The organism is Streptomyces sp. NPDC033131 (genome assembly GCF_055578365.1).
The window spans coordinates 246,909-273,115 of sequence record NZ_JBVIPA010000004.1; the positions used below are offsets into that span (position 1 = coordinate 246,909).

Annotated in this window: 24 protein-coding genes and 2 pseudogenes; 16 read left to right on the top strand and 10 right to left on the bottom strand. The window is 72.7% G+C overall.

All coding sequences use genetic code 11. The features are described 5' to 3' along the window. Positions 1 to 2: 2 nt before the first annotated feature. The 9 genes and pseudogenes from ACZ5XS_RS08385 to ACZ5XS_RS08425 all read left to right on the top strand — a co-directional run. Positions 3 to 1,622 (top strand): annotated as a pseudogene (locus tag ACZ5XS_RS08385) (helix-turn-helix transcriptional regulator); the annotation flags it as partial. Positions 1,623 to 1,755: 133 nt separating this feature from the next. Then, a complete protein-coding gene (locus ACZ5XS_RS08390; RefSeq protein ID WP_468648997.1) occupies positions 1,756 to 3,027 on the top strand; it encodes a PucR family transcriptional regulator in 1,272 nt (423 codons plus the stop codon). 555 nt (positions 3,028 to 3,582) lie between these two features. Then, positions 3,583 to 4,386, top strand: a complete 804-nt coding sequence (locus ACZ5XS_RS08395) for an ABC transporter ATP-binding protein (RefSeq protein WP_468648999.1) — start codon at positions 3,583 to 3,585, stop codon at positions 4,384 to 4,386. Continuing rightward, a complete protein-coding gene (locus ACZ5XS_RS08400; RefSeq protein ID WP_468649001.1) occupies positions 4,383 to 5,198 on the top strand; it encodes an ABC transporter ATP-binding protein in 816 nt (271 codons plus the stop codon). The genes ACZ5XS_RS08395 and ACZ5XS_RS08400 overlap by 4 nt, the downstream gene beginning before the upstream one ends. Further along, a complete protein-coding gene (locus tag ACZ5XS_RS08405) occupies positions 5,195 to 6,091 on the top strand; it encodes a branched-chain amino acid ABC transporter permease (RefSeq protein ID WP_468649003.1) in 897 nt (298 codons plus the stop codon). The genes ACZ5XS_RS08400 and ACZ5XS_RS08405 overlap by 4 nt, the downstream gene beginning before the upstream one ends. Beyond that, a complete protein-coding gene (locus ACZ5XS_RS08410) occupies positions 6,084 to 7,202 on the top strand; it encodes a branched-chain amino acid ABC transporter permease (protein WP_468649005.1) in 1,119 nt (372 codons plus the stop codon). Before ACZ5XS_RS08405 ends, ACZ5XS_RS08410 begins: the two co-directional genes overlap by 8 nt. After that, positions 7,199 to 8,470, top strand: coding sequence for an ABC transporter substrate-binding protein (locus ACZ5XS_RS08415; RefSeq protein ID WP_468649007.1), 1,272 nt, complete (start codon positions 7,199 to 7,201; stop codon positions 8,468 to 8,470). The genes ACZ5XS_RS08410 and ACZ5XS_RS08415 overlap by 4 nt, the downstream gene beginning before the upstream one ends. A gap of 229 nt (positions 8,471 to 8,699) precedes the next feature. Next, positions 8,700 to 9,557 (top strand): aldo/keto reductase, encoded by an 858-nt coding sequence (locus ACZ5XS_RS08420; protein ID WP_468649009.1) that lies wholly within the window; start codon positions 8,700 to 8,702, stop codon positions 9,555 to 9,557. A 101-nt stretch (positions 9,558 to 9,658) separates the two neighbouring features. After that, positions 9,659 to 10,477, top strand: a complete 819-nt coding sequence (locus ACZ5XS_RS08425) for an SAM-dependent methyltransferase (RefSeq protein ID WP_468649011.1) — start codon at positions 9,659 to 9,661, stop codon at positions 10,475 to 10,477. Positions 10,478 to 10,548: 71 nt separating this feature from the next. Here the strand turns inward: ACZ5XS_RS08425 and ACZ5XS_RS08430 are convergent, their stop codons facing one another. Both ACZ5XS_RS08430 and ACZ5XS_RS08435 read right to left on the bottom strand, forming a co-directional pair. Then, positions 10,549 to 11,466 carry a helix-turn-helix domain-containing protein gene (locus ACZ5XS_RS08430; RefSeq protein ID WP_468649013.1) on the bottom strand — a complete coding sequence of 306 codons (918 nt, stop codon included), beginning with the start codon at positions 11,464 to 11,466 and terminating at the stop codon, positions 10,549 to 10,551. 111 nt (positions 11,467 to 11,577) lie between these two features. Further along, a complete protein-coding gene (locus tag ACZ5XS_RS08435) occupies positions 11,578 to 11,808 on the bottom strand; it encodes a DUF397 domain-containing protein (RefSeq protein WP_217237951.1) in 231 nt (76 codons plus the stop codon). A 234-nt stretch (positions 11,809 to 12,042) separates the two neighbouring features. Between ACZ5XS_RS08435 and ACZ5XS_RS08440 the strand changes: the two genes are divergently transcribed. From ACZ5XS_RS08440 to ACZ5XS_RS08450, 3 genes are all read left to right on the top strand, one after another. Then, positions 12,043 to 12,585, top strand: a complete 543-nt coding sequence (locus ACZ5XS_RS08440; RefSeq protein ID WP_468649152.1) for an ATP-binding protein — start codon at positions 12,043 to 12,045, stop codon at positions 12,583 to 12,585. Positions 12,586 to 12,624: 39 nt separating this feature from the next. Further along, complete coding sequence (locus tag ACZ5XS_RS08445) at positions 12,625 to 13,170, top strand: hypothetical protein (protein ID WP_468649015.1); 546 nt, start codon at positions 12,625 to 12,627, stop codon at positions 13,168 to 13,170. A 171-nt stretch (positions 13,171 to 13,341) separates the two neighbouring features. Beyond that, complete coding sequence (locus tag ACZ5XS_RS08450; protein WP_468649017.1) at positions 13,342 to 13,599, top strand: DUF5133 domain-containing protein; 258 nt, start codon at positions 13,342 to 13,344, stop codon at positions 13,597 to 13,599. Between the two features lie 27 nt (positions 13,600 to 13,626). Here ACZ5XS_RS08450 and ACZ5XS_RS08455 read toward each other — a convergent pair. Then, positions 13,627 to 13,839, bottom strand: a pseudogene (locus tag ACZ5XS_RS08455) (helix-turn-helix domain-containing protein); the annotation flags it as partial. Between the two features lie 179 nt (positions 13,840 to 14,018). On the opposite strand from ACZ5XS_RS08455, the gene ACZ5XS_RS08460 reads away from it, so the two are divergent. Beyond that, on the top strand, positions 14,019 to 14,234 hold the full coding sequence (locus tag ACZ5XS_RS08460) for a hypothetical protein (protein ID WP_468649019.1): 216 nt from the start codon (positions 14,019 to 14,021) through the stop codon (positions 14,232 to 14,234). 7 nt (positions 14,235 to 14,241) lie between these two features. On the opposite strand, the gene tgmB is transcribed toward ACZ5XS_RS08460, so the two are convergent. The 3 genes from tgmB to ACZ5XS_RS08475 form a co-directional block, all read right to left on the bottom strand. Then, positions 14,242 to 15,225, bottom strand: a complete 984-nt coding sequence (tgmB, locus tag ACZ5XS_RS08465) for an ATP-grasp ribosomal peptide maturase (protein WP_468649021.1) — start codon at positions 15,223 to 15,225, stop codon at positions 14,242 to 14,244. 16 nt (positions 15,226 to 15,241) lie between these two features. Further along, entirely contained in the window at positions 15,242 to 15,433 is a 192-nt protein-coding gene (gene tgmA, locus ACZ5XS_RS08470) for a putative ATP-grasp-modified RiPP (RefSeq protein ID WP_217237956.1), read from the bottom strand. Between the two features lie 131 nt (positions 15,434 to 15,564). Continuing rightward, positions 15,565 to 15,858, bottom strand: a complete 294-nt coding sequence (locus ACZ5XS_RS08475) for a DUF1232 domain-containing protein (RefSeq protein ID WP_468649023.1) — start codon at positions 15,856 to 15,858, stop codon at positions 15,565 to 15,567. Positions 15,859 to 16,076: 218 nt separating this feature from the next. Here ACZ5XS_RS08475 and ACZ5XS_RS08480 point away from each other — a divergent pair, with 218 nt between their 5' ends. Both ACZ5XS_RS08480 and ACZ5XS_RS08485 read left to right on the top strand, forming a co-directional pair. Then, a complete protein-coding gene (locus tag ACZ5XS_RS08480; RefSeq protein ID WP_468649025.1) occupies positions 16,077 to 17,129 on the top strand; it encodes a hypothetical protein in 1,053 nt (350 codons plus the stop codon). A gap of 43 nt (positions 17,130 to 17,172) precedes the next feature. Next, positions 17,173 to 17,859 (top strand): maleylpyruvate isomerase N-terminal domain-containing protein, encoded by a 687-nt coding sequence (locus tag ACZ5XS_RS08485; RefSeq protein ID WP_468649027.1) that lies wholly within the window; start codon positions 17,173 to 17,175, stop codon positions 17,857 to 17,859. Here the strand turns inward: ACZ5XS_RS08485 and ACZ5XS_RS08490 are convergent. Continuing rightward, positions 17,852 to 18,997 carry a hypothetical protein gene (locus ACZ5XS_RS08490; protein ID WP_468649029.1) on the bottom strand — a complete coding sequence of 382 codons (1,146 nt, stop codon included), beginning with the start codon at positions 18,995 to 18,997 and terminating at the stop codon, positions 17,852 to 17,854. The genes ACZ5XS_RS08485 and ACZ5XS_RS08490 overlap by 8 nt on opposite strands. A gap of 198 nt (positions 18,998 to 19,195) precedes the next feature. On the opposite strand from ACZ5XS_RS08490, the gene ACZ5XS_RS08495 reads away from it, so the two are divergent. Further along, a complete protein-coding gene (locus ACZ5XS_RS08495; RefSeq protein ID WP_468649030.1) occupies positions 19,196 to 19,990 on the top strand; it encodes an SDR family NAD(P)-dependent oxidoreductase in 795 nt (264 codons plus the stop codon). Positions 19,991 to 20,132: 142 nt separating this feature from the next. Here the strand turns inward: ACZ5XS_RS08495 and ACZ5XS_RS08500 are convergent, their stop codons facing one another. From ACZ5XS_RS08500 to ACZ5XS_RS08510, 3 genes are all read right to left on the bottom strand, one after another. Next, entirely contained in the window at positions 20,133 to 21,725 is a 1,593-nt protein-coding gene (locus ACZ5XS_RS08500) for a serine hydrolase (RefSeq protein ID WP_468649032.1), read from the bottom strand. Between the two features lie 168 nt (positions 21,726 to 21,893). Then, complete coding sequence (locus ACZ5XS_RS08505; RefSeq protein WP_468649034.1) at positions 21,894 to 23,258, bottom strand: FAD-dependent oxidoreductase; 1,365 nt, start codon at positions 23,256 to 23,258, stop codon at positions 21,894 to 21,896. 126 nt (positions 23,259 to 23,384) lie between these two features. Beyond that, complete coding sequence (locus tag ACZ5XS_RS08510) at positions 23,385 to 26,177, bottom strand: SpoIIE family protein phosphatase (protein WP_468649036.1); 2,793 nt, start codon at positions 26,175 to 26,177, stop codon at positions 23,385 to 23,387. Between the last annotated feature and the right edge of the window lie 30 nt (positions 26,178 to 26,207).

A 26,207-nucleotide genomic window follows, 5' to 3' on the forward strand; every position in this document is an offset into this window, starting at 1 on the left:
CGACGACGGACGGACCGAACCGGGCGGAGAGGTACACGGCAGCGGCCGAGCAGGCGCTGCTCGCCGGACGCCCGCACCGGGCGCTGCGGCTGCTCGCCGCGACGGGTGGCGGGGCGGCACCGGCCGCGGTGCGCGGCCGCGCCGAACTGGTACGGGGGCTGGCGGAGCTGCGCGACGGACCCGTGGGCGACGCCCACGAGTCCCTGATGCTCGCCGCGGCCCTGCTCGGTCCCGACGCCCCCGGACAGCGCGTCCGTGCCGTTCTCGCCGCCGCGGTCGCGGCGTGGGCGGCGGGCGACCGGGCGGCCTGCCTCAGGGCGCTCGGATGCGAAACCGCCGGCGGCGACCCCCGCCACACCACCCGGCTCCTCCCGCCGTCGAGCGCCGGGACGGACCGGGAACGCGGCGGGTACGACCCGGTGCGCGACCATGCGCTCGGGATGCGTGCCGTACTGGAGGCGCGCTTCGACCGGGCGGCCGTACCGCTGCGGCGCGTGGTGGAGTACGCCCGCACCGGTGAGAAACCGGAGGGCCTGCTGCGGTCGGCGGCCGCCGCCCTCCTGCTCGGGGACCTGGGCGCGGCCCGCCGGGCCGGTGCGCGGGCCCTGGCGGCGGCCCGTCACCGGGGAGCCGCGGCGCTCGTACCGCAGGCACTTGAGTACCTGGCGTACGCCGAGTTGCGCGCGGGCCGCCACGCGCAGGCCCGTACCCATGCCGGCCAGGGCCTGCGCGCCGCCCTGCGAGCGGGACAGCGCAACACGGCGGCCCACCACCACGCCGTGCTCGCCCTGGCCGCGTCCATCGAAGGGGACACGACCTCGGTCGCCGGGCATGCCGCGGCCGCGCTGACGATCGCCCGCCGGCACGGGCTGGCCCAGGCGGCCACGCTCGCGCAGTGGGCGGCCGCCCGCGCCGATCTCGGACGCGGCCGCCCCCTCGACGCCGCCGACCGGCTCGGCCCGCTGGTGCACCCCGGCCCCCGGCGCGGGCACTTCGCGGTGTGGATGCTCGCCGTGCCCTGCTATGTGGAGGCCGCCGTGCTCGCCGGGTGCCCCGACGACAGCCGGACGGTCATGGAGGAGTTCGCCCGGTGGGCGGCCTTCGGTGCCGATCCGCAGGCCCCCGCCCAGCTGGCCCGCTGCCGTGCCCTGCTCGCGGGCCCGGACGAGGCCGACGCGTTCTACCGCCGGGCCCTGGCCCTGCACGACGAGGCGGGCGGCGACTTCGAACGGGCCCGTACCGAACTCCTGTACGGGAGGTGGCTGCGCCGTCGGCGCAGGCTGCGGGAGGCACGCGACCGCCTCGGAGCCGCGCTCGTCGGATTCGACCGCTGCGGCGCCCGGGTGTGGGCACAGCAGACCGGCGCGGAGCTGCGGGCGCACGGGAGCGCTCCCTGCCCGGCCGGGTCGGACGCGCTGTCCCGCCTCACCCCGCAGCAACTGCGCATCGCACGGTACGTGGCCGAGGGTGCCACCAACCGGGAGGTGGCGCTGCGGCTGGCCGTGAGTACCCGCACGGTCGACTACCACCTGCGGAACGTCTTCGCCGCCCTCGGCCTGCGCTCCCGGGTCGAACTGGCGCGCATGGTCGAACAGGAGGAACAGACCGGTGCACGACCCTAGGGACCGACCGGACGGTATGCCATCCTTCGGGGCAGGACGACTCGGGTGGCAGGCGCCGCGGGAAGGACCGTGGACCGGCAGGGAGTCCGCCGCGAACGCCGTGCCGCGCCGCCGAACGTGGGGGAGGACCGTGATGCACCACGCCGTACGGCCACGAACAGCGCTGCGCCCGGGACCGGTGCCCGGTCCCCAGCCGCGGACCAGGCGCATGCGGTCGCTGATCGACGCCGACGCCCTGCACGTCCTGCACCGCGCCGCCCGGGTGCTGCTGGACGACCTGCCCGACCTGACCGACCGGCTGCTGGCCGTCCTCCAGGAGCAGGAGCCGGCCTACCGGGCGGCGCTGGAGAGCGACCGCGTCGGGACCTGGCAGGAAGTGCACCGGTCGCTGCGGCACAGCGTGACCTCACTGATCGATCCCCGCAGCGCCCGGGACGCGGCCCGCCGCTGCTCGTGGAAGATCGGAGCCACCCGTGCCGAACAAGGGCTGCCGCTGGACGCCCTGCTGCACGCCTTCCGCCTCGGCGGGTCGCTGGTGTGGCAGGGACTGGTGGAGGAGACCTCCCGGACCGCCCCCGAGGACGTACGCCTCCTCGTCCACGTGGCGTCCGACGTCTGGAACTTCGTCGACGAGCACTGCACGCTCGTCGCGGACGCCTACCGGCAGGTCGAGCGCCAGTTGACCTGGCGGCGCGAGAACCGGGTGCGACTGCTGGCCGCCGCCCTGCTCGACGGCACCAGCCGCATCGCCGACCTGCCCGAGACCGCCCAGGCGCTGGACCTGCCCGAACACGGGCGGTACGCCGTCGTCGCGGTCGCCGGCCCGGACCCCGCCGGCTGCGCCGCCGCCCGAGCCGCAGCCGTCCCCGAGGGCCTGCGCGTCCACTGGCACACCGGCGTGGAAGCGGACTACGGGATCGTCCTGGTCGGCAGCGGCGACCCGCCGGAACCGGCGCCCCGGCCCGAGGGTCCCGCGGCGGACGCGAGGATCGGCGTCGGCGGCGTCGTCGAAGGGCTGGCCGGCATCGGCGACGCCCGCAGGCAGGCCGACACCGCGCTCGGCATCTGCCCCGTCGGCGGCGGTGCGGTCCGGCTGACCGAACACCTCCCCGCCGCCCTCGTCGTCACCAGTCCGGAACTCGGCAGGGCCCTCGCCGACCGGGTGCTCGGCCCGCTGCTGCGCCTGGAGCCGGCGGACCGGGACGTGCTGCTGGAGACCCTGGCCACCTGGCTCGCCTGCGACGGCTCCGCGCAGCGGGCCGGCGAGCGGCTCTACTGCCACCGCAACACCGTGCTGAACCGGCTGCGGCGCTGTGAGCACCTGACGGGCCGTTCCCTGGCCCGCCCCACGGACGTGGTGGAGATCAGCCTCGCCCTCACCGCCCGCCGACTGCTGCGCGACTGACGGTGACCGCCGTGCCGGAACCCTTTGGGCGGCTGCCGGGCAGGGCCATGGGCCGGTCGGCGGCCTGCCCCGCGGATGTGGTGGAGATCAGCTTGGCCTTCACGGCACGTCGGCTGCTGCTCGGCTGACGGTGACCGCCGTGCCGGAACCCTTTGGGCGGCTGCCGGGCAGGGCCATGGGCCGGTCGGCGGCCTGCCCCGCGGATGTGGTGGAGATCAGCTTGGCCTTCACGGCACGTCGGCTGCTGCTCGGCTGACGGTGACCGCCGTGCCGGAACCCTTTGGGCGGCTGCCGGGCAGGGCCATGGGCCGGTCGGCGGCCCGTCCCACGGACGTGGTGGAGATCAGCCTCGCCCTCACCGCCCGCCGACTGCTGCGCGACTGACGACGACCGCCGTCCCGTACCCCCTGGGCAGCCGCACAAGGCCACCGGGCGGGCACTGGGACGGCGCAGCGACCGAGCCTCAAGTCCTGTACCGGCGGTCGGCCCCCGTGCTGTCGTGAGCTCCCCTTCCCCCGCAGCCCGTGCCGCCCGGCACGGATACGAGGAGCCGCGATGCCCGCACGTCCACCGGACGAGGAAGCCGCCCTGCACGTCGAGAACCTCGACGTCGCCTACGGCCGTGCCCTGTCCGCCCTCCGCTCGGTGTCACTGACCGTCCCGCACGGCGGCGTCGTCACCCTGCTCGGCGCCAACGGCGCCGGAAAGACGACCCTGCTGCGCGCCGTGTCGGGCACCCTCAGGCTGCATCGCGGGACGATCACGGGCGGCCGCATCCGCTACGGCGACACGGAGCTCGACGGCCGGGACCCGGTAGCCGCGGTACGCGCCGGAGTCGTCCAGGTGCCCGAGGGCAGGCGCGTGTTCGCCGGGCTCAGCGTCGACGAGAACCTGCGCAGCGGGGGCCTCGGCCTCGGCCGGCGCAGCCCGGCACTCGTCCGCGACGGCCGGGACCGGGTGTTCACCCTCTTCCCCCGGCTCGCCGAACGCACCCAGCAGGCCGCCGGCCTGCTCTCCGGCGGAGAACAGCAGATGCTGGCCATCGGCCGCGCCCTGATGGCGGCGCCCCGCCTGCTCCTGCTCGACGAACCCTCGCTCGGCCTGGCCCCGCAGATGGTGCACCGGATCGCCGAGGTCGTCCGCGAGATCAACGCCCAGGGCACCGCCGTCCTGCTGGTCGAACAGAACGCGGGCATGGCGCTCTCGCTCGCGGACCACGCCCATGTCCTGGAGGTGGGCGAGGTCCGGCTGTCCGGGCCCGCCGACGAACTCGCCCGCACCGACGCGGTGCGCCGCCTGTACCTCGGCGAGCAGACAGGCACCGACCACCCCTCCGACACCGGCCGGGGGGCCGCGTGAGCACCTCCGCACAGCACCCGCGAGCCACCGAGCCCCCCGAGCTGCGAGTCCGGGACGTCACCGTGCGATTCGCCGGACTCACCGCGCTCGACGAGGTGTCCTTCACCGTCGCCCCGGGGTCGGTGCACGCCCTCATCGGACCCAACGGGGCCGGCAAGTCCACCTGCTTCAACGTCCTGTCCGGCCTGTGCCGGCCCGCCTCCGGCACCGTGGTGCTCGGCGACGCGGAACTGACCCGGCTTGCGCCGCACCGGATCGCCGCCCTGGGCGTGGCACGAACCTTCCAGAACATCGTCACCACCGAGGGAACCGTCGCGGACAACCTCATGCTCGGCCGGCACGTGCTGTCCCGCGCGGGTTTCGCGGCCAGCGCCCTGCGCCTGCCGTGGGCCGCCCGCGAACAGCGCGAACACCTCGCCAGGGCTCGCGAGATCGCCGAACTCACCGGCCTGGGAGGCCACTTCGACACACCGGTCGCGCTGCTGCCGTACGGCGACCGCAAGCGGGTGGAGTTCGCCCGCGCCCTGTGCCTGGAACCGAGCGTGCTGCTCCTCGACGAGCCCGTGGCCGGCATGAACGCCGCCGAACGCGCCCGCGCCGCCGAGGCCGTCCGCAACGTCCGTACCGAACTCGGCCTGTCCGTCGTCCTCGTGGAGCACGACATGGGCCTGGTCATGCGCCTCGCCGACGAGGTCACCGTCCTCGACTTCGGCCGCCGCATCGCCGGCGGAACGCCCGACGAGGTCCGGCGCGACCCCGAGGTGCTGCGCGCCTACCTCGGCACCGAAACCCCGCAGGAGGACGTGGCATGACCGGACTCCTCGACAACCTCCTGAACGGCCTCGCCCTCGGCTCGGTCTACGCCCTCGTCGCCCTCGGCTTCGTCGTCATCTTCAAGGCGTCGGGCGTACTGAACTTCGCCCACGGCTCCCTGCTCCTGCTCGGCGGCTACCTCACCGCGGTCCTGCACGACGACCTCGGCTTCGCCGGCGCCCTCGCCCTCGCCGTGGTGGTGACGGCGACCGTGGCCGGAGCGCTCGACCGCCTCCTGCTCCAGCGCGGCGAGCCGGATGCGCACGCCGCCCATGTGCAGACCATCGTGACCATCGGCATCGACATCGTCCTGGTGACCGACCTGTCCCGGCGCATCGGCGGCGATCTGCTGTCCCTGGGAGACCCCTGGGGCGACTCGGTGCGCGATCTCGGACCGGTGACCGTCGCCGACAGCAGGCTCGCCGCGATCGTCGTGTCGGCCGTGGTCATCGGAGCGGTCTTCGCCCTCTTCCGGTACACCGCCTGGGGGCTGTCCCTGCGGGCCGCGGCCGAGGACAGGGAGGCCGCCGCCCTGATGGGCGTGAGGCTGGCACGGGTACGCACCCTCGCCTGGTGCCTGGCAGGCGCTCTGGCCGCACTGGCCGCGGTCTTCCTCGTCGCCTTCCCGGCCCCCGGACTGGAGCGAACCACCGGCCAGATCGCCCTCAAGGCCTCCCCGGCCGCGATTCTCGGCGGCATGACCTCACCGGCCGGTGCCCTCGCCGGCAGCATGCTGATCGGCCTGACCGAAGCCCTCGTCGCCGGATACCAGTCGGAACTGCACGTCCTGGGCGAGGGATTCGGCGACGTCGCCCCGTACGCCGTGATGGTGCTGGTGCTCCTCGTGCGGCCCACCGGGCTGTTCGGCGCGAAGGGAGCGGCACGTGTCTGACTCCACGACCGCAGCCCGGGCCCTGCACTGGGGGAAAAGAGCCCTCCCCCTCGTCCTCCTGTGCGTACTGCCCTTCTACCTGGACGCCTTCTGGCTGCGCATCGGCCTGTTCTCGCTGGCGGCGGCCATCGGTGCGGTCGGCCTCGGCCTGCTGACCGGGACCGCGGGACAACTCTCCCTCGGCCACGCCTTCTTCCTCGCCGTGGGAGCGTACGGCTACGTGTGGCTGGCGGGAGAGCCCGGACCGGGGCTCCCGCCCGTCCTCGCCCTCGTCCTGGCGGTGCTCCTCGCCGGAGCGGCGGGCGGACTGTTCAGTCCTGTCGCCGGCCGGGTGCGCGGCATCTACCTGGGTGTCGCCACGCTCGCGCTGGTGTTCCTCGGCCATCACGTCCTGCTGACCGCGGACTCCGTCACCGGCGGATTCAATGGCCGCTCGGTCCCGCCGCTGCCGGGCTTCACCGACAGCGATCCCCAACTGGTGCTGCTGGGCGTGCCCTTCGGCGCCGCGGAACGGCTGTGGTACCTCGGCCTGGCACTGTTCGCCCTCACCTGGTTCACGGCGCGCGGCCTGCTGCGCGGGCGCCCCGGCCGGGCCCTGGCGGCGCTGCGCGACAGCGAGACGGCGGCCGCGGTGATGGGCGTACACGTGGCCCGGTACCGCTCGGCGGCCTTCGTCGTGTCCTCGATGTACGCCGGACTGGCCGGAGTGCTGCTGGCACTCGCCTTCCGCCGTGTCGTGCCGGACTACTTCGTCCTGGCGCTCTCCGTCGACTACCTCGCCATGATCGTCATCGGCGGCCTGGGCTCCGTGGCCGGAGCCACCGCGGGAGCCGTCTTCGTCACCGCGCTTCCCCTGCTGATGACGCGCTACGCCGACCAGTTGCCGCTGGTGACGGCGCCGGGAGCGTCCGACGGCGTCGTCGGCCCGACCGAGGCGGCCCGCTACCTCTACGGCGCGGCGATCGTCCTGGTGCTGCTGTACACGCCCGGCGGACTGCACGGGCTGATCCGACGACTGCGCACCGGACGCTCCCGCGGACACCCACCGACGCCCGCGCCCCCCTCCCAGGGATCCACCCCAGCCGTACGAGCCAAGGAGCACACCCCGTGAACGTCACGCACCACAGGAACCGCCTCACCGCCGTCGCCACCGCCGCGGCCGTCGCCCTGCTGATGGCGGGCTGCAGCTCCAAAGCCGGCGACCAGAGCACCGGCGACGGCGCCGACGGCGTGAAGACGGGCCCCGGCGTCACCGACAAGACCGTCAGGCTCGGCGCGCTGACCGACCTGACCGGCCCCTACGCCACCCTCGGCAAGAGCATCGTCCAGGCGCAGAAGATGTGGGCCGACGAGACCAACGCCAAGGGCGGCGTGTGCGGCCGCAAGGTCGAGATCGTCGTCAAGGACCACGGCTACGACGTGCAGAAGGCCGTCACCGCGTACGCCGACATCTCGACGGACGTGGTGGCACTGCCCCAGGTCATCGGGTCACCCGTCGTCGCCGCGCTCCTGGACGACATCGAGCGCGACCGGTTGCTGACCTTCCCGCAGGCATGGGCGGCCTCCCTCCTCGGCAAGGACTCCGTCCAGGTCCTCGGCACCACGTACGACGTCGACATGATCGCCGCCGTCGACTTTCTCACCCGGACGAAGGGACTCGGCAAGGGCGACACGATCGGCCACGTGTACTTCGAGGGCGACTACGGCGCCAACGCGCTGGAAGGCTCCCGCTGGGCGGCGAAGCAGGCGGGGCTGAAGGTCGCCGGCCAGAAGATCAAGGCCACCGACACGGACCTGTCCGCACAGGTGTCCGCGCTGCGCAAGGCGGGCGTCAAGGCTGTCCTCATCAGCGCGGGACCCGCCCAGACGGCCTCCCTGACCGGAGTCGCGGCCTCCCGAGGACTGCGCGTGCCGATCGTCAGCAGCGCCCCGGGCTTCGCGCCCCAGCTCATGAAGACGCCCGCGGCGGCCGCGCTGGAAGGCATGCTGCACGTGGTGAGCGCCGCACCCGCCGTGAGCTCCGACCTGCCCGGGGTGCGCCGCATGGTCGCCGCGTACGGGAAGAAGTACCCCGGCTCCCCGGTCGACTCCGGCGTGCTGTCCGGATACAACGCCGCCCAGCTCCTGGGCGCCGACCTGGAGAAGGCCTGCGAGGCGGGCAGCCTGGCCAGGGAGGACGTGGTCAAGGCGCACCGCGCGCAGAAGAACGCCGACACCGGCCTCGGCTCACCGCAGGACTTCTCCGACGTGGCCCGGCCCGCGAGCCTGTCCACCTACGTGCTGCGGCCCGACCGGAAGGCGGTCGGCGGGCTGGTGGGCGCGGAGGAGGCGCACCGCGCCCCCGGAGTCGAGAAGTACCTCACGTCGCGCCGGCCCTGAGATCGCGGAGTTCCTGAGGTCACGCGGTCCGACGGCGCGCAGGTACCGCCGCGCAGTCTGAACGAGAACGGATTCAGCGCCCTGGCTGCTGAATCCGTTCTCGTTCTTCTATTGGACCTCCGGCACCCGGCCAGCGACGCTGGAGTGTGTTCGGCGTTGCCGCCCACCCGAGTCCGGCGCGCCGGACGCCGACGGGGACCGCGCGACACCCGAAAGAGGTCACGAGCCCATGCACACTCGCCGTATCGGTGACGTCGAAGTCAGCGCGATCGGCCTGGGCGCCATGCCCATGTCGCTCGAAGGCCGGCCGGACGAGGCCCGCTCCCTCGCCACGATCCACGCGGCCCTCGACGCCGGCGTGACGCTGATCGACACCGCGGACGCCTATCACCGCGACGCCGACGACGTCGGACACAACGAGACCCTGATCGCCAAGGCCCTCGCCTCCCACGACCGGGGCGGCGACGTCCTGGTCGCCACCAAGGGCGGGCATCTGCGCCCCGGCGACGGGAGCTGGACCCTGGACGGCAGCCCCAGGCACCTCAAGGACGCCTGTGAGGCCTCGCTGCGCCGCCTCGGCGTGGAGGCCATCGGGCTCTACCAGTTCCACCGCCCCGACCCGCGGGTGCCCTACGCGGAGTCCATGGGCGCGATCCGCGACCTCCTCGACGAGGGGAAGATCCGCATGGCGGGGATCTCCAACGCCGACCCGGAACAGATCGGGCTGGCCAACGAGATCCTCGGCGGCCGGCTGGTCTCCGTACAGAACCAGTTCTCCCCGGCCTTCCGCTCCAGTGAGCCGGAACTGCGCCTGTGCGACGAACTCGGCATCGCCTTCCTGCCCTGGAGCCCGCTCGGCGGCATCTCCCGGGCCGGTGAACTGGGCTCCTCCCACGCGTCCTTCGCGCGGATCGCCGAGGCCCGCGGAGTGAGCCCGCAGCGCGTGTGCCTGGCCTGGATGCTCGCCAAGTCGCCGGTGGTCGTACCGATCCCGGGCGCGAGCCGCCCCGGGACGATCCGCGACTCGGCCGCCGCCACGGACCTCGTGCTGACCGCGGACGAACGTACGGCACTGGACGCCGCCTGAGACCGGGAACGGGCCCGGACTGGCATCCGCAAACCTCAGGTCTCTAGGATGGACTCCCTGTCCTGCCAGGCCAGTTGGCACGGCATGAAGCTGGGGGAAAGATGGAGACCGGTAACAAGCTGTCCACGTCGATCGACGCCACGGTGCCCACGGCCGCGCGCATGTACGACCACTACCTGGGCGGCAAGGACAACTACGCGGCCGACCGGGCGGCGTGTGAAGAACTCGACAAGGTCGTTCCCAGCACGCGCCGGCTGGCCGTCAACAACAGGCGCTTCCTCCAGCGGGTCGTCAAGACGCTGGCGGCGGAACACGGCATCCGCCAGTTCCTGGACCACGGCTCAGGCCTGCCCACCCAGGACAACGTCCACCAGGTCGCCCAGCGCATCGACCCGGAAACGCACGTGGTCTACGTCGACAACGACCCGATGGTGCTGGTCCACGGCCGCGCCCTGCTGGAGCAGGACGAGCGCACCGCCGTGATCCACGCGGACATGCGGGAGACGGACACGATCTTCTCGCACCCCGAGACGCAGCGTCTGATCGACTTCGACCAGCCGGTCGCCGTGCTCTTCAACTCGGTGATGCACTGCATCCCCGACAGCGAGACGAACGGACCCCAGGCGGTGGCCCGGCGCGTGGCCGAACGCCTGGCGCCCGGCAGCTTCCTGGTGATGTGCCAGCTGGTCAGCGAGGACCCCGAGGTCCGTGAGTTCGTCACCAACTTCATGGACCAGGCGACCCAGGGCCACTGGGGCCGGGTGCGTCAGGAGAAGGACGTCGCCGAGTGGTTCGAGGGCCTGGACGTCCTCGACCCGGGCCTGGTCGAGGTCTCCACCTGGCGCCCGGACACGGAGGTCGCGCCCCGTCAGCTCACCCACGAGTGGATCGAGTTCGGCGGCGTGGGCCGCCTGCGGTAGTCGGACGGCACACAGGAACGCCCCTCACGAGATCTCTTCTTGAGGGGCGTTGTCATGGGCCGTGCCCCGTCTCATCCGCCGTAGCGCTGCTTCATCGTCTGTCGCAGCAGCTCCAGCGAATCCCGCGGTTCCAGCGCCTCGTCGGCCAGCCGGTCCAGCGCCAGCCGGTACTCCTCCGTCTCGTCACGGTCCTCGAGGAAGTTCGCGCTCTTGATGTGCTCGAGGTAGACCACGTCGGGCAGGTCCAGTCCGCCGAAGCGGAGATACGTGATCGGGATCGACGGCGCCGAGGCGTTCGTGACGTCCAACGGCACGATCTGCACGGTCACGTTCCGTCGCTCGGCCATCTCGACGAGGTGTTCGAGCTGTTCGCGCATCACGTCCTTACTGCCCAGGACGCGCAGCAGGACCGACTCGTCGATGATCGCCCACAGCTGAGGAGCGTCGGCCCGCAGCAGCAACTCGGCCCGGCGGGTGCGCAGTTCCACACGGCGCCGCACCTCGGCCGCGGCCGCGGCGGGCAGGCCGCGCTCGACCACCGCCCGCGTGTAGTCCGGGGTCTGCAACAGGCCGGGAACGTACTGGATCTCGAAGGTACGGATCGCGGCGGCCGCCTCCTGCAGGCCGACCAGCCGGTCGAACCACTCGGGCATCAGCCGCTTGTCGTAACGCTGCCACCATCCCGGCTCACCGGCACGCTCGAGCAGTTTGAGCAGCACGGAGGCCTCGTAGTCCTCGGTGCCGTACAACTCCAGCAGTGCGCGGACGTCGCTCTCGGCCGGGGGCCGGCGGCCCTTGCCCGACTCGATGCGGGACAGCTTGGCCGCGCTGAACCCGAGGGCCCGCGCCGCCTGCTCCTGAGCGTACCCGGCGTCCTCGCGGAAACCGGCCAACTGCACGCCGACCAGCATCTTCAGTAGTGTCGGAGCCGGCTCGGACCGGTCCAGATACGGCTGCAGTCGGGAGATGCGCTGCGACTCGGCGGACATCCAAACTCCCAGGGAACCGACATAGAGACGACCCACATTATCGCACTCCGCCGTGTCGCAGCGCATCCACCCGAACACAGAAGGGAGTTGACCCCGGCCGGGCAGAAGCCCTCACAGCAGGTGGTCGAACTCGCCCTCCTTCGCGCCCGCGACGAACGCCGCCACCTCCGCCGGGGTGTAGACGAGGGCCGGCCCGTCGGGGTGACGGGAGTTGCGCACGGCGACGCCGCCGTCGCCCAGAGTGGCCACTTCGACACAGTTGCCCTCGGCGTTGCTGTGCCGGCTCTTGATCCAACGGGCGTCCAACGAGCTCGCCCGCACTCCGTTCTGCACTGGTGGCACCACACTCTCCTTGCTGCTCACGTTCCTCGCCGGGCGCTGCGCCCGGCTGCCCCGGAAGGCCGGGTCGGGTGTGTCATCGACCCCTCCCGCCCCACACATTCTTTACGTGCAATTTCTCGTGCAATTGCATGCGGGCGCTTTCAGCGTGGATAATAGCTGCGGCGTCAACCCCCAGGGAGACGCCCCGTCTTGACGTCGCATCAGGGAGATGCCGTGTCGTCACCTGCGAACCACATGATCCGGGAGCCGGGCCGGGCTGCGCCGGGAGCGGGTGGAGCGGCCGTCACCGCCGGGCCTCCGTCTCTGCCTCGGCAGGCGCCCCCGAGCGAGCAAGCCACGCCGGGGGCCACGCCCCCGAGCGAGGCCGCGGACTTCGCCGCGTTGCGCATCAGATGCAGCGGGGAAGGCTTCGCCCTGGCCCGCGCCTTCACCCGCGACACCCTGCACTGCTGGTCACTCGGCCACCGCAGCGACGACGCCGTCCTGGTGATCACCGAACTGGCCGCCAACGCCGTGGCGCACGCGGTGCCGCGCGCCGCGGCGGGCGAGCCGGAGGTGTGGCTGGGACTCCTGCTCGACCCCGGCCATGTCCTGCTCACCGTCTCGGACTCGGGTGACAACACGCCCGAGTTCACCGACGGCGACGCCACCGACCTGCGGGAGCACGGCCGTGGGCTGTGCATCGTCGACGCCCTGGCCGAGGAGTGGGGCTGGACCCTCAAGCCTCCGGCCGGCAAGACCGTCTGGGCCAGGCTGTCGGCCTGCCCTCCCCCCTGAGACGACCGTCCCTTGACCGCCGCGGAAAGGCCCCACGCCATGCGCACCGCTCCGACGCACCCATCGAGCACCGAGCGCACCGACCACCACGTGCCGCCGACCGGGGTGGCCAGGACCGCACCCCTCATGGCACTCGAACGGGTGCCGTGGCGAGACATCCAGGACTCCACCGGCTGCGCGGCGGCCATCCCCCTGCTCCTGGGCAGCGTCGCCTGGGGCGACCCCGAGACCGCCCGGGCCGCTCTCGCCGACCTGCGGACCCGCATCTGCCAGTACGGCTTCGTGGTGGAGCAGGCCACCGCCGCAACGGTCCCCTTCCTGTGGGAACTCGCCCAGCTCCCGCACGTGACCTGCCGGGCCGAGATCATCCAGCTGCTCAAGAGCATCGCCGACGCCCGGCAGTGGGAGAGCACGGCCGCCGTCTATCCCAAGCTGCTCAACCACCGTGAGAACCCCGTCGTGTGGGAGCGCGAGGCGCGCCAGGCCGTTCGCGAGCGCCGCGGTGTCCTGCGGCGGCTGATGGACGAGGACGACACCGAGCTCGCCCGGGCGACCACCGAACTCGCCCGCGCGCTCGGGGAGTGACGACAGGCCCGCCACGCTCGCTCGGCGAGTGACGCGCTCGAGTTCGTCGACCGGCTGCCGCAGGGACCGGAACGTAACGAAATCGAGCCAAATGAGGCCTCAAGGGTGGCGGATGTGAATGGTCCGTCGGGGTTCGGGCATACGCAGCGAAAATCGAGAGAGGGGCGCTACGTGCTCGTTCCGGACCCGAAGGTCGTCAGGAAGCTGCTGACTCGCTACGCATCGCTGCGGATCGCTCAGGCGGAAAGGGAAAGGGAAGCCACGGCACGTGAACTGGAGGACGTCAGCTACACGCTGTGCGTGATGATGGGGACCGCCGACATCCACGACGCGGTCGCCAAGGCGGACGTCCTGCTGGCCGACGCCGGGCGCACGCCGGCCACCACCGCCGACCCGGACGGGGAGAGCGGTCTGCGGCTGGCGGTCTGACACCGTGCCGTCCCGGCCGCCGACGGGCTAGGAGTGTGCTGCCGGGACGGCATCCGTCTTTCCGTGGAATGCGGAGCGATAGGCCTGCGGGGTGGTGCCGACCACTCGGCGGAACCGTTCGCGGAAGGCGGTGGGCGAGCCGAACCCCGCCTGCCGCGCGATCCGTTCCACCGGGTGGTCGCTGTTCTCCAGCAGGTACTGGGCCCGCCGGACCCGTGCCCGCAGCAGCCACTGCAGTGGGCGACCGTCACCGTCCTCATGATCGTCCGGCCCGGATCCACGACCGGGGCCTGACCCGAACGGCAACCGGCGTTGACGTCAAGCCCCGCGCCGGAATGTGTGTGTCCGTGTGCGGAGGCGCCTACACTCGACATTCGTGCCCAACTGCATGGGCAGTGACACGAAAGGCGCGTTGACGGGTGTTCCAGGATTCCCCCATCTACGACCGGCTCGTCGCGGAGCGCGGCGACATTCCCCTTCAGACTCGCAGGGAGGCCGAGCGGGTGACCAGGGAACTGGAGTACGTCATGCGACCGCTGCAGTCCTCCCTCGGCTCCCCCCTCCCCACCGACCGCCAGGCCGCCCCGGGCGCGGGCTGGCAGCGGGCGGCCCTGCCCGGCCCGCGGCCCTACTGACCGGGACTCAGCGCACCGCCGAGTCGGCGCCGTTGACGTGGGCCCGTGGCCGCGGGCCCGGTCGGGCGAGCCACTCGGCGACGCTGTGCGCGATCGGCTGGCCCGTCTCCACCTCGACGAAGCCGAACTGCCCCGACTGATTGCACTCCAGGAACCACCACATCCCGTCCGCGTCCTCGGCGAAGTCGAAGGCTCCATAGGCCAGTTCGGCGTCCCGGACGTAAGCCCGCGCCGCCGCGGCGACGCGCGGCGGCACCTCGACGGGACGCCAGGGCTCGGTGTTCGACGCGAACCGGACGTCCACCTCGTCGGGTTCCGCGTCGTCGGCGACGGCCTTGCGGGCGGCCAGCAGCCCCTCGCCCACGACGGTCAGGCGGATGTCGGCCCGCTTGGCGACCCGCCGTTGCAGCAGCGTCGGCCCGAACGCGACGGCGGAGAAGTCGGCGTCCGGGGCGACCCGGCTGGTCGGCACCGCCCGGGGCGGGTCCTGCGGATGGGCACCGGAGACCGGCTTGACCACCAGATCCGGATAGCGTTCCGAGAACTCGCGGGCGGCCTGCGGAAACGTCGTGATGAGGGTGGCCGGCACCGGCAGACCGCACAGCTGGGCGAGCCGCAACTGCCAGGGCTTGTGGCGGGCCCGGCGCGCCGCGTCGGGATGGTTCATCCAGCGCGTGCCGCAGCCGCGGAGCATCCCGTAGAGCGCCTGTGAGGCCTCCTCGGTCAGCCAGGCGGAGGGCGCCGCCGCCCGCGCGGCCGGGATCCCCGGCCTGCGCACCCACACGGACCGCAGCCCCTCGAGGCTCACCAGGCGCCCCCCGGACGACAGATGGCCCCGGAACCTGCCGTGCACGAACTCGCCGGACAGCGCCACCCCGCCGGTCAGGTCGGCGGGGTCGAGCCGGACCACCGGAACCCCCGTCGCGTGGAGGTGCACGACCACCATGTCGGCGGTCACGTCCTCTTCGCAGGTAAGAATCAACACGGTCATTTCGGCCGCGCCGTGTTCAGTCGTCGAAGTGCGTCTTGGAGCCCGCGGTGGAGGTCGTGGTCCCCAGTTCCCTCATCAGGCCGTGGTCGCGGGCGGCGATCCGCCCGTCGAAGAGCACGTTCAACTGCAGTCCGGAGTCATAGACGAACGGAGTGGTGGCCTCCAACTCCGCTGCCGGACGTGCGTAGTTGAGCGCGAACGGTTGCATCGTCTCTCCCTCGCCGGTGCTGCTCGATCAAACGACGGTCACCCCGCGGCCTCGCTCGGTCCGCCGACTTCCTCGGGCTTCCAGAGACTTATACGAATCGAACGGGTGATTGGTTTCCTTACGGTGCGTAGTCAGGTCCCGTTCGGTGCGCCGCGCTCGGGCGTCGCGGGCGAGGCGCGCAGTGTGCGCAGCGCCAGGAGCAGTACGCCGATGTCGTCCAAATACACCGGATCGGGCAGCAGGTCGGTCGGCAGCACGAAGTACAGCAGGGCGCCCCAGAAGACCCAGCGTGGCCCGGTCGGCAGCCCCGCCCGCCGCAGACTGCGCCGGGCCCGCACCAGCCGGACCAGCAGCACCACGGCCACGGCCAGTACCACTGCCGCGAGTACCGCGGCGACGACGATCACCGTTGTGGTCGAGTCCACGGCCCGCCCCCCTTTTCGTCCGGCGGGCGGCACCGCGCGCCCGTCCCTTGTCGGATTCCCGGATACGGCCCCGGTATGGCCTGCCGGACGCGGCGCTCATACCAGTGGGTCACCCAAGTGGCACGCCGCGGCAGGGACGCCTAGTAATGGTCACCGTAACGTCGCATGTCGCACGTCGGTGACGCAGGAGCGACCGCACCCTTCCCCTGGAGCCGAGGATGACGACCCGTCCACCAGAAGCCCACTCGAACGGAGCCGGCATAACCCCCGCCGAACCGGCCGGCCCCACCGTCGCGTCGTCGTACGGCGATCCGGTCGGCGAACTCGTCCGTGCCGTCGTGGCCGACCGGTCCCTGGAGGACGTCGTCCACCTCGTCACCCTGCTGGAACGATCGCCGGAGTACGCACAGGCCACCGTCGCCGCACTGCGCGCGGTCGGCGTCGGCCGGTCCGTGGAGGACGTCACCCGGCTGGCCGCCCTGCTGACCCGGCCGCCGCGCGACGCCGACAGCGCGGACGAGGCGATGCGCGCCGCGGCCGAGTGCCGTCCGCTGGAGGACGTGAGCCGGCTGGTGGCCCTGCTGCACCGGAGCCCGCTGGAACCGCACTGCGGCCACGAGGCGGTACATGCGGCAGCGACCGGCCGGCCCGTCGAGGAACTCGTCGACCTCATCGGCCGGCTCGCCGCGGAGCGGCCGGTGGAACCCTCCTCGCCGGCGGAGGCGGAGGAGGAGGAACGGCCGAGCTCGCGGTCCGCCGACGAGGACGGCGGACCCGCCGCCGACGGTCCCCGGCCGGACCCCGTTTCCGGCCCGCGGCCCCGCCGCACCCCGGCACGGGCGGCACGGCCGGCGTTCTGGCCCGGCCGGCTCGCCGCCCTCGCCCTCGCCGTCTGCGCGCTGCTCTGCTTCCCACCGCACCGCGACGGCGCGTCCCTGCGCGTCTACGGGTTCGCCCTCGGCGTGTCCGCCCTGTGCCTGCTCCTGGCCCTCCTGCTGAGCGCGCGGCCGGCCGTGCCGCTGCTCGCGGTGGCCGTGCTGGTCCCGGCGGGGCCGGCCGCGGCCCAGTTGTTCGAGAGCCGCTTCCACTCGCCGGGACTCTCCCGGGCCCTGGACCTCTCCCTCGCCCCGGACTGGCTCGTCGGTACGGCGGCCGTGTGCGCGTCCCTGGCCGCGCTGACGGCCCTGCTGGCCCGCCTGACGTCGCCGCGGTCGCCGAGAAACGCCCCGGCGCAGCGCCCGATGGCCGAGGCGAGCCGCATCACCGACTGAAAACGTCGCCGCGTGCCCCGCGCCGCCTGCCCAGGCTGCCGTCATGACTGCGCATCACGTGAACCGCGACCACCCGGCCGAGGTTCTGCGAGCCGCCTACGAGGCCTTCGCCGCCGTGGTCCGTCCCCTCGGGGACGAGGAGTCCCGGCTGCCCACGGACTGCGCGGGCTGGGCGGTCCGCGATCTGGTGTTCCACTGTGTCGCGGACGCCCAGCGCGCACTGGTGGCCCTGCACACGCCCGCCAGCGGGCCGGCCGACCGCGATGCCGTCACCTACTGGCGCCAGTGGGCACCGGATCCGGCCGGCGCGGCCGACGGGCGGCGCCGGAACCGGGTGGCTGCCAGCATGTTCACCGACTTCCGGCAGCTGAAGGAGCTGTACCTGGAGACCACGGCGGCCACCGTGACCGCCGCGGCGGCGGCCCGGCCGGACGACCGCGTCACCACGCAGGGCCATGTCCTGACCGCCGGGGACCTGATGGTCACGCTCGCCGTCGAGGCGAGCATCCACCACCTCGACCTGGTGGCCCGGCTGCCCGCGGCCCCGGGGCCGGCGCCGACCGGCCTGGCCGCCGTCCGCGCCACACTGGACGGCCTGCTGGGACGGCCCGTCCCGCTGGGGTGGAGCGACGAGCAGTACGCCCGCGCGGCCACCGGCCGCGCATCCCTCACGGAGGCGGAACGGGGCGCCCTGGGACCGGACGCCGACCGCTTCCCGCTCTTCAGCTGACCTCGCGCCCGGACGTGTCCGGCGGAACCTCACCGTCGCCTTCCGCCCGGGTGGGGCGCAGGGCCTTGCTGGAGCCCTTGAGGCGTTCGAACGTCCGGGTCAGCTGCTGGAGGGCGGATCCGGCGGGCGCACCGGCCGAGCCGTCGGGCGCCGGGCCCGGCACCGCCTCGCGGTAGGCGGCCAGCGCCTCGTTGGCCCGCTCGGCGGCCTCCCGGTACAGGTCCCGCGACCTGGTCATGGCCTCCAGCGCCTCGGCGTACCTGGCCACCAGAGCGCGCTCGTGGGCGAGTTCCTCCTCCAGAGTCAGCAACTGCCACTGCTCCCGCAGCGCGGTGAGCGCCTCGTCGGCACCCTCCGGCAGGGGCCTGGGCAGCTCGGTGTAGCGGGTCACGGTCTCGATCAGCTCGGTAGGCTCCGACCCGTCGAGGAAGACGCTGCGGACGGCGAAGTCACCGTCGTGGTAGCCGGGCGGCACCGGTTGTCCGGGCAGGATCACGGCCCCGCCGCGCGGCACCTCCACCTTGAGGCCGCGCAGGGCCCAGTTCACGACCCGCAGCTGGTCCGGGGCCGCCCGGTGCTCGACCACGCGGTGCCGCAGGCTCGGCGGCAGCAGCCGGGACAGCGGACGGCGACCGCGTTCGTCGGGGGTCATGGCCTCGTGGACGACGACGTGGACGGCCCAGCCGCGTACGGCGTCCTTGAACAGCCGCCGTATGGCCTTGTCGTCCGACGGCAGCGGGGTGAGGTCGCGGAACGGCAGGCCGGTGACGGCCTCGTGGTCCCAGGCGGCGTCCGGTGTGTCGGGCCAGAACATGGTGGCGGGCGAGGGCCAGGACTGGTCCCAGCGCTGTTCGGCCTCCGCCACCAGCGTCCACCGGGACGCGTCGTCGGCTTCGGGTACGAGGGTCAGCCGGGCGCGCACGGTCACCTCGCCCGGCGCCCGCCATCGGGCCTCGAAGATCCGCTCCGGGGCGTCCTCGGCCGCGGGCAGTTCCGCGAAGTCGTCGAGGACCTCGTCGTCCTTGAGACTCCGCAGGCGGTGGCGGAGCACGTCGGCCGCGCCGGGGCCGACATGGCGACCGCGGGCCGGCCACAGGGTGGGGGGAGTGGTGGGGCGGTCGGTGGGGGAACTTGGCATGGATCCATCTGTGAGTGGGGGCGGGTGCGAGTGCCAGTATCGTCGCCGCGGGTGGGTGGAGATCAACCGGGGGTCCGGCCCGTGGACACGCGCGGGCGGTGTCCCGCGGTGGTGTTCCCGCCTGCGGTGACGTGGATCGTCGGCGATCGTGGGCAGGAGCACGGCGGCCGACCGTACCGCGGGAGAGGGAGTGACGTCATGAAACTCGACCTGACCGGGCGCACCACACTGGTGACGGGTTCCTCCCAGGGCATCGGCACGGCGATCGCCGCGGGCCTCGCCCGCGCCGGGGCGCGTGTCGGCGTCAACGGCCGCCGCGCCGACCGGCTGGACAAGAGCGTCGACGCACTGCGGTCGCGGCTACCTGACGGGGAGTTCGTGCCGGTCGCGGCGGACCTGGGCACCGAGGAGGGCGCCGCCGCGGCCGTGGACGCGCTCCCCGACGTGGACATCCTGGTCAACAACCTCGGCATCTTCGGGCCCGAACCCGCTCTGGAGATCAGCGACGACGAATGGCGCCGCTACTTCGAGATCAACGTTCTGGCGGGCGTCCGGCTGATCCGGGCGTATCTCCCCCGGATGAGGGACCGGGGCTGGGGCCGGATCCTCTCCATCGCGAGCGACTCGGCCGTCGCCGTCCCGGCCGAGATGATCCACTACGGCATGTCGAAGACCGCGCTGCTCGCGGTCAGCCGCGGTTGCGCCAAGGAGGCGGCCGGCAGCGGTGTCACCGTCAACTCCGTGATCGCCGGGCCCACCCACACGGAGGGCGTGGAGGACTTCGTGTACGAACTCGTCGACCGCGACCTGCCCTGGGAGGACGCCCAGCGCGTGTTCATGCGCGACCACCGTCCCCAGTCGCTGCTCCAACGCCTCATCGAGCCCGAGGAGATCGCCAACCTCGTGGTCTACCTGAGCTCCGAGCAGGCCTCCGCCACGACCGGTGGCGCGCTGCGGGTGGACGGCGGATACGTCGACTCGATCCTCCCGTAGCCCGCGCGCACTCGGGGCGCGAACGTTCCGCACCCGTCAGGAGCGGTTCACTCCTGCCCCGCCCGCGGTGGCCCCGCCACAATGACTTCTCGAACGGGGCCCGCTCACCATCCGCATTGGGGCGGGCCCTGTTCACCACGGCTCACGGCTCCTCGCGGGTGAACGTGCCGAGTCCGTTCTCGTCGAAGGCCTCGATGGTCACCCGGGTCGCCTTCCCGTCCCCGACGTCGCGGAAGGTGACGCCGGACGGGCCGGTGGCGTTCTCGCCGGTCGTCTGGAAGCTGAACGTGTCGCCGTCGTAGTGGGTCAGGCGGAACGTCTTCGGCTGGGGGCCGAGCCGCATGGTGAGAGTGCCGTTCGCCGCGGTGACGGTCAGGGGGCCGTAGTAGTCGTTGGCGTAGGTGCCGGTGTAGGCGCTGTCTGCGCGGGCCTCGGACGCGTCCGCGGGCGGCTTGGCGTAGTCGGTGGGGGAGCGGCCCTCCTGTTCCTGCTGCTCGTAGAGACCGGCGGCCAGGTCGAGCCAGTCCGCGGTCGGTTTGCCGTGCTGGGCGGTGTCGAAGAAGTTCAGGGCGATGGAGTCGGCGAGACCGACCGGCTCGCCGTTGGTGAGCACGGCGATCCCGAGCTGTTCGCCCGGCAGCATGGTCACGTTGGTGTTCGCGCCCAGGGCGAAGGCGCCGGAGTGGCTCAGACGCAGGCGGCCGAGATCGTCGTAGCTGACGTTCCAGCCCAGGCCGTAGAAGCCGGTGCGGCCGGCCGGCGCGGGCGGCGGCTGGGAGACGACCGCGGGGACGTGGGTCTGTTCCAGCGGTTCGGCCGGGATGATCCGCTTGCCGCCGAGTTCGCCGTTCGCCAGTTGCAGCCGGAGCCAGGTGGACAGGTCGCGGGCGGTGGAACTCGCGCCGCCCGCCGGTGCCTGGGCGTCCGCGTCACGCACGTACCTCGCCTGCCAGGTGCCGTCGGCGGCCCGGACGTGGGTGACGGCCTTGTCGCCGGCCTTGTCGTAGTCGGCGAAGCGGGAGCTGGTGGTGTTCATGCCGGCCGGATCGTAGAGGGTGTCCTCGGAGAGCTTCTCCCACGTCGTGCCCTTGGCGTTCGCGACCGCCTGGCCGGCCGCCGTCACCCCGAAGTTGGTGTACGCGTAGCTCGCGCGGAACGGTGTCAGCGGCTCGTGGCGGAGGTGGCCGAGGATGTACGACCGGTCGTAGCCGAGGTCTTCGAGGAGGTCACCGGCGTGGTCCGGCAGTCCGCTGCGGTGCGCGAACAGGTCGGCCACGGTGACGTGCCCGGTCACCCACCTGTCCTTGAGGGCGAAGCCCGGCAGGTGTCCGGCGACGGGGTCGTCCCAGTCGATCACCTTGTCGCCGACGGCACCGGCCACGACAGTCGACGCCAACGGCTTGGACAGCGAGGCGAGTTGGAACACCGTGTCGGGCCCGACCGCCGCGGACAGCCCGGCCTGCCGCTTCCCGAAGCCCGTCACATGGACGACCCGGTCCTTGTACACGACCGCCACCGCGACGCCCGGCACGCCGGTCTTTTCCATCCCGTCCCGCACGATGCCGTCCAGCTTGCCGACGGCGTCGTCCACGTCCTGCTGCGTGAGCTGCGGGGGCGGCTGCGGCGGGGGAGCGGCGGTGGCGGGGGCCGCGAGGAGGAGCGGGGCCAGGGCCACTGCGGCGGCTGCCGTCCTGACGTGGTGTGTTGTCCTGCACCGAACACCCATGCTTCCCATTGAAGGCCCCGCTGGGCGCGTTGTCCTGCGGAGCCCGGCCGGCGGCCGGTGACGGAGAACCCGACCCGGGCGCATCGAGGGCATCGGGGGCATCGGGGGCAACGAAAAAACGGCCTCGACGGGTCCGGAGGCAATGCATCCGGCACCGTCGAGGCCGTTGTCGTCGTCCTACGCGCCGCTCGCCTTGAGCATGTCCTCACGCTCGACGAGCTTCACGCGCGCGCGGCCCTGGGGTTCGCCCAGCGCCTTCTCGGCGGCGTCCAGCTTGTACCAGCCCTCCCAGGTGGTGAAACGGACGTCCCGCTCGGCGAGGAACGCGTCCACCGCCTCCGGCTCGGGCGAACCCGGCGTCTGCAGACGGCCGTTGGTGTAGTCGGCCAGCAGGTTCGACACCGTCTCGTTGGCGTCGCCCTTGGTGTGGCCGATGAGGCCCACCGGGCCGCGCCGGATCCAGCCCGTGACGTACGTGGACTGCAGGGGTTCGCCGCTCTCCTGGAGGACCCGGCCGCCCGCGTCCGGAACCGTGCCCGAGTCGAGGTCCCAGGGCAGCTTGGGCAGCTTGTCGGAGAGGTAGCCGACCGCGCGGTAGACCGCGGTGACGTCCCAGTCCTTGAACTCGCCGGTGCCCTTGACGTTGCCCGTGCCGTCCAGGGCGGTGCGCTCGGTGCGCAGGCCGACGACCTTGCCGTCCTCGCCGAGGATCTCCGTGGGAGACTCGAAGAAGTGCAGGAAGAGCTTGTGCGGCCGGTCGCCGACGTCGCGGATCGCCCAGTTCTCCAGGGTCTTGGCGACCATGTCGGCCTGCTTGTTGCCGCGCCGGGTCTCGATCGAGCCCGCGTCGTAGTCGATGTCCTCGGGGTCGACGATGACCTCGATGTTGGGGGAGTGGTCCAGCTCCCTCAGCTCCATCGGGCTGAACTTCGCCTGCGCCGGGCCACGGCGGCCGAACACGTGGACCTCCAGGGCCTTGTTGGCCTTGAGCCCGTCGTGGACGTTCGGCGGGATCTCCGTCGGCAGCAGTTCGTCCGCGGTCTTGGCGAGGATGCGCGCCACGTCGAGCGCCACGTTGCCGACGCCGAGCACGGCGACCTTCTCGGCCTCCAGCGGCCAGGTGCGCGGCACGTCCGGGTGGCCGTCGTACCAGGACACGAAGTCCGCGGCGCCGTACGAGCCGTCGAGCTCGATGCCGGGGACGGACAGCTCGCGGTCGGCCGTCGCGCCCGTGGAGAAGATCACGGCGTCGTAGAACGCCCGCAGGTCGTCCAGGCTGATGTCGGTCGGGTAGTCGACGTTGCCGAAGAGGCGGATCTGCGGCTTGTCGAGCACCTGGTGGAGGGCCGTGATGATGCCCTTGATGCGGGGGTGGTCGGGGGCGACGCCGTAACGGATCAGGCCGAACGGGGCCGGCATCCGCTCGAAGAGGTCGATGGACACGCCGGGTTCGGCGGCCACGTCGGACTTGAGCAGGGCGTCGGCGGCGTAGATCCCGGCGGGGCCGGCTCCGACGATTGCTACCCGCAGGGGGCGGGGCATGGTCAGGTTCCCTTCGAGCGGTGACAAGGCGTCTCGTCGGGAAGCCTAAGCTAAGGCAAGCCTTAGTTGGTACGCGGGTCCGGTCTATGAGCTCATAAGGTCACTTTATGAGTAGTGCCTCGTGGATCAAGGGAGGGGCTGCTCTGCCCAGATGACCTTGCCCTGGGGCGTGTAGCGGGTGCCCCAGCGCTCGGAGAGCTGCGCGACGAGGAACAGGCCACGGCCGCCCTCGTCGGTCATGGCCGCGTACCGCAGATGCGGCGAGGTGCTGCTGCTGTCGAAGACCTCGCAGATCAGGGTCCGGTCGTGCAGCACGCGGACGTGGATGGGGTCGCCGCCGTAACGGATCGCGTTGGTGACGAGCTCGCTCAGGATCAGCTCGGTCGTGAACGTCAGCTCGTCCAGCCCCCACCGGGCGAGCTGACGGCTGACCGAGGCGCGTACCTCACCGACCGCCGCCGGGTCGCCCGGCACCTGCCATTCCGCGATCCGGTCGGCGGCCAGCGACCGGGTGCCCGCCACGATCAGAGCGATGTCGTCGCCGGCCCGGGCCGTGAGCCGGGAGTCGAGGACGCCCCGGCAGGTCTCCTCGGGTGACCGGCCGGCCCCCTCCAGCGCGGTGCGCAGCAGTTCCAGGCCCACGTCGATGTCCCGCTCCCGGTCCTCGACGAGCCCGTCGGTGTAGAGCACGAGGCGGCTGCCCTCGGCCAGTTCGAGGTCGGCCGTCTCGAAGGGCAGGCCCCCGAGCCCGAGCGGGGGACCGGCCGGCACCTCCGGGAACTCCACGCTGCCGTCGGGGTGGATCAGGGCGGGCGGCGGGTGGCCGGCCCTGGCGATCGTGCACAGCCGGGAGACCGGGTCGTAGATCGCGTACAGGCAGGTCGCCCCGGTGACGGGGGCGTTGGCGCCCTCCGCGGCCTCGTCCTGGTCGATGCGCCCGACCAGCTCGTCCAGGAGCGCGAGGAGTTCGTCCGGCGGAAGGTCCAGGGCGGAGAAGTTGTGCACCGCCGTCCGCAGGCGTCCCATGGTGGCCGCGGCGTGCAGCCCGTGCCCGACGACGTCACCCACCACGAGCGCCACGCGGGCACCGGACAGCGGCAGCACGTCGAACCAGTCGCCGCCGACACCCTCCTGCGCGGGCAGATACCGGTAGGCGATCTCCAGGGCGTCCTGCTCGGGCAGGTTGCGGGGCAGCAGGCTGCGCTGCAGTGTCACCGCCATGGTGTGCTCGCGCGTGTAGCGGCGCGCGTTGTCGATGGAGACCGCGGCCCGGGCGACCAGTTCCTCGGCGAGGGCCACCTCGTCCACGTCGAACGGCTCGGGCTTCTCGGACCGCCAGAAGCTGACCACCCCCAGCACCAGACTGCCCGCGCGCAGCGGCACCGCGACCAGTGAGTGGATGCCGTACGCCACCACCTGGGCGGAACGCTCCAGGTCCTGCGCCTGCCAGCCCGCGGCCTCGCTCAGCCGCGGCTCGACGACGGCCTGCCCCGTGGCGAGGGCGCGCGCCTGGGGCGAGGTGTCGACGAGCCGGATCCGCTCGTCGACCGGATACAGCGGGGCGTCCTTGCGGATCCCGTTCACGGCTGTCCGGCTCAGCGCGGTCGTCGCCTGCGGCTGGCCGCCGCTCAGCACCGCGTCGAACAGGTCCACCGTGACGAAGTCCGCGAACCGGGGCACGGCCAGCTCCGCCAGTTCCTCGGCGGTACGGGTCACGTCCAGGCTCGTCCCGATGGCCACTCCGGCGTCGTACAGCATGTTCAGGCGCTCTCGGGCCGTCTCGGCCCGGCCGGACAGGGCGCGCAGCTCGGTCGAGTCGCGCAGGGTGGCGACGGTGCCGGGCGGGCCGCCCTTGGTGTCGGTGGTCCGCTGGTTGATCGCCAGCAGCCGGTCCTTGACCAGGTGCACCTCGTCCGTGGCGACCCGTCCCGAGGCCAGCAGACCGGCCGTGTCGGGGGCGAGCCCGAGGTGGAGCACATGCCGGCCCTCGGCGTCGTCGGGCAGGTCGAGCAGTCGCTGCGCCTCGTCGTTGGCGAGCAGCAGGGTGCCCTCGTCGCCGACGATGAGCACGCCCTCGCGCACCGAGTGCAGCACCGCGTCGTGGTGCTCGTACATCCGTGTCATCTCGTGCGGGCCCAGACCGTGCGTCTGCCGCAGCAGCCGCCGGCTCACCAGCGCCGTGCCCGCCGTGGCCAGGGCGAGCCCGGCCGCGGCGGCGACCAGCACCAGCGGAAGCTGCTGGTCGGCGGCACCGCCCACGCTCTCGGTCGTGATCCCGGCCGACACCAGACCGACCACCGTGCCGTCGTCGGCCTTCACGGGAACGACGGCCTGCACCAGCGGGCCGATCGTTCCGGTGATCTCCTCGGTCACGGTCTTCCCGGCCAGTGCCGGGGCGATCGTCCCGACGAACTTCTTGCCTATGCGGTCCGGCTTGGGATGGCTGTAGCGGACGCCGTCGGTGTTCATGACGACGATGAAGTCCACCTTCGTCGCCTCGCGGGCCGCCTCGGCGCGGGGCTGGAGCACCGCCGACGGGTCGGGGGAGCGCAGCGCCTCGCGGGTGCCCGGCGCGTTGGCGAACGCCTCGGCGACGGCGACCGAACGGTTGCGGGCCTCCTTGGTGCTGTCGTGTCGTACCTGGAGCACCAGGGCCACCACCGCGGCCACGACCAGCAGCAGCACGATGACCACTTGCAGGACGAACACCTGTCCGGCGACGCTGCGCCCGCCGAGAGCCGACGGCAGCCCCGGCCGGCCCCCGCCGTGTTGCCGTCGGGGAGGCGGACCGCCCGGCTGTCGCCGGGTTCGCCGCGGATGCCCGTCGGGCGCTCCGGGAGCGCGGTCGGGCGCGGGTGAGGGGTGCGGACCGCTGGGGCGACGGGTCGACGCCCCGGATCGACCCAAGGGCCGGACCATGTGCCCATGTCTACACTGCCGGGCCCACAG

Excerpts from the sequence above, each read along its gene's own strand:
- ACZ5XS_RS08395 (WP_468648999.1), top strand. The coding sequence starts at position 3,583 with ATGCCCGCACGTCCACCGGACGAGGAAGCCGCCCTGCACGTCGAGAAC.
- ACZ5XS_RS08480 (WP_468649025.1), top strand. The coding sequence starts at position 16,077 with ATGACGACCCGTCCACCAGAAGCCCACTCGAACGGAGCCGGCATAACC.
- ACZ5XS_RS08420 (WP_468649009.1), top strand. The coding sequence starts at position 8,700 with ATGCACACTCGCCGTATCGGTGACGTCGAAGTCAGCGCGATCGGCCTG.
- ACZ5XS_RS08405 (WP_468649003.1), top strand. The coding sequence starts at position 5,195 with ATGACCGGACTCCTCGACAACCTCCTGAACGGCCTCGCCCTCGGCTCG.
- ACZ5XS_RS08490 (WP_468649029.1), bottom strand. The coding sequence starts at position 18,997 with ATGCCAAGTTCCCCCACCGACCGCCCCACCACTCCCCCCACCCTGTGG.
- ACZ5XS_RS08510 (WP_468649036.1), bottom strand. The coding sequence starts at position 26,177 with ATGGTCCGGCCCTTGGGTCGATCCGGGGCGTCGACCCGTCGCCCCAGC.
- ACZ5XS_RS08445 (WP_468649015.1), top strand. The coding sequence starts at position 12,625 with ATGCGCACCGCTCCGACGCACCCATCGAGCACCGAGCGCACCGACCAC.
- tgmA (WP_217237956.1), bottom strand. The coding sequence starts at position 15,433 with ATGCAACCGTTCGCGCTCAACTACGCACGTCCGGCAGCGGAGTTGGAG.
- ACZ5XS_RS08440 (WP_468649152.1), top strand. The coding sequence starts at position 12,043 with ATGATCCGGGAGCCGGGCCGGGCTGCGCCGGGAGCGGGTGGAGCGGCC.
- ACZ5XS_RS08485 (WP_468649027.1), top strand. The coding sequence starts at position 17,173 with ATGACTGCGCATCACGTGAACCGCGACCACCCGGCCGAGGTTCTGCGA.
- ACZ5XS_RS08425 (WP_468649011.1), top strand. The coding sequence starts at position 9,659 with ATGGAGACCGGTAACAAGCTGTCCACGTCGATCGACGCCACGGTGCCC.
- ACZ5XS_RS08430 (WP_468649013.1), bottom strand. The coding sequence starts at position 11,466 with ATGTCCGCCGAGTCGCAGCGCATCTCCCGACTGCAGCCGTATCTGGAC.
- tgmB (WP_468649021.1), bottom strand. The coding sequence starts at position 15,225 with ATGACCGTGTTGATTCTTACCTGCGAAGAGGACGTGACCGCCGACATG.
- ACZ5XS_RS08390 (WP_468648997.1), top strand. The coding sequence starts at position 1,756 with ATGCACCACGCCGTACGGCCACGAACAGCGCTGCGCCCGGGACCGGTG.
- ACZ5XS_RS08505 (WP_468649034.1), bottom strand. The coding sequence starts at position 23,258 with ATGCCCCGCCCCCTGCGGGTAGCAATCGTCGGAGCCGGCCCCGCCGGG.
- ACZ5XS_RS08500 (WP_468649032.1), bottom strand. The coding sequence starts at position 21,725 with ATGGGAAGCATGGGTGTTCGGTGCAGGACAACACACCACGTCAGGACG.
- ACZ5XS_RS08495 (WP_468649030.1), top strand. The coding sequence starts at position 19,196 with ATGAAACTCGACCTGACCGGGCGCACCACACTGGTGACGGGTTCCTCC.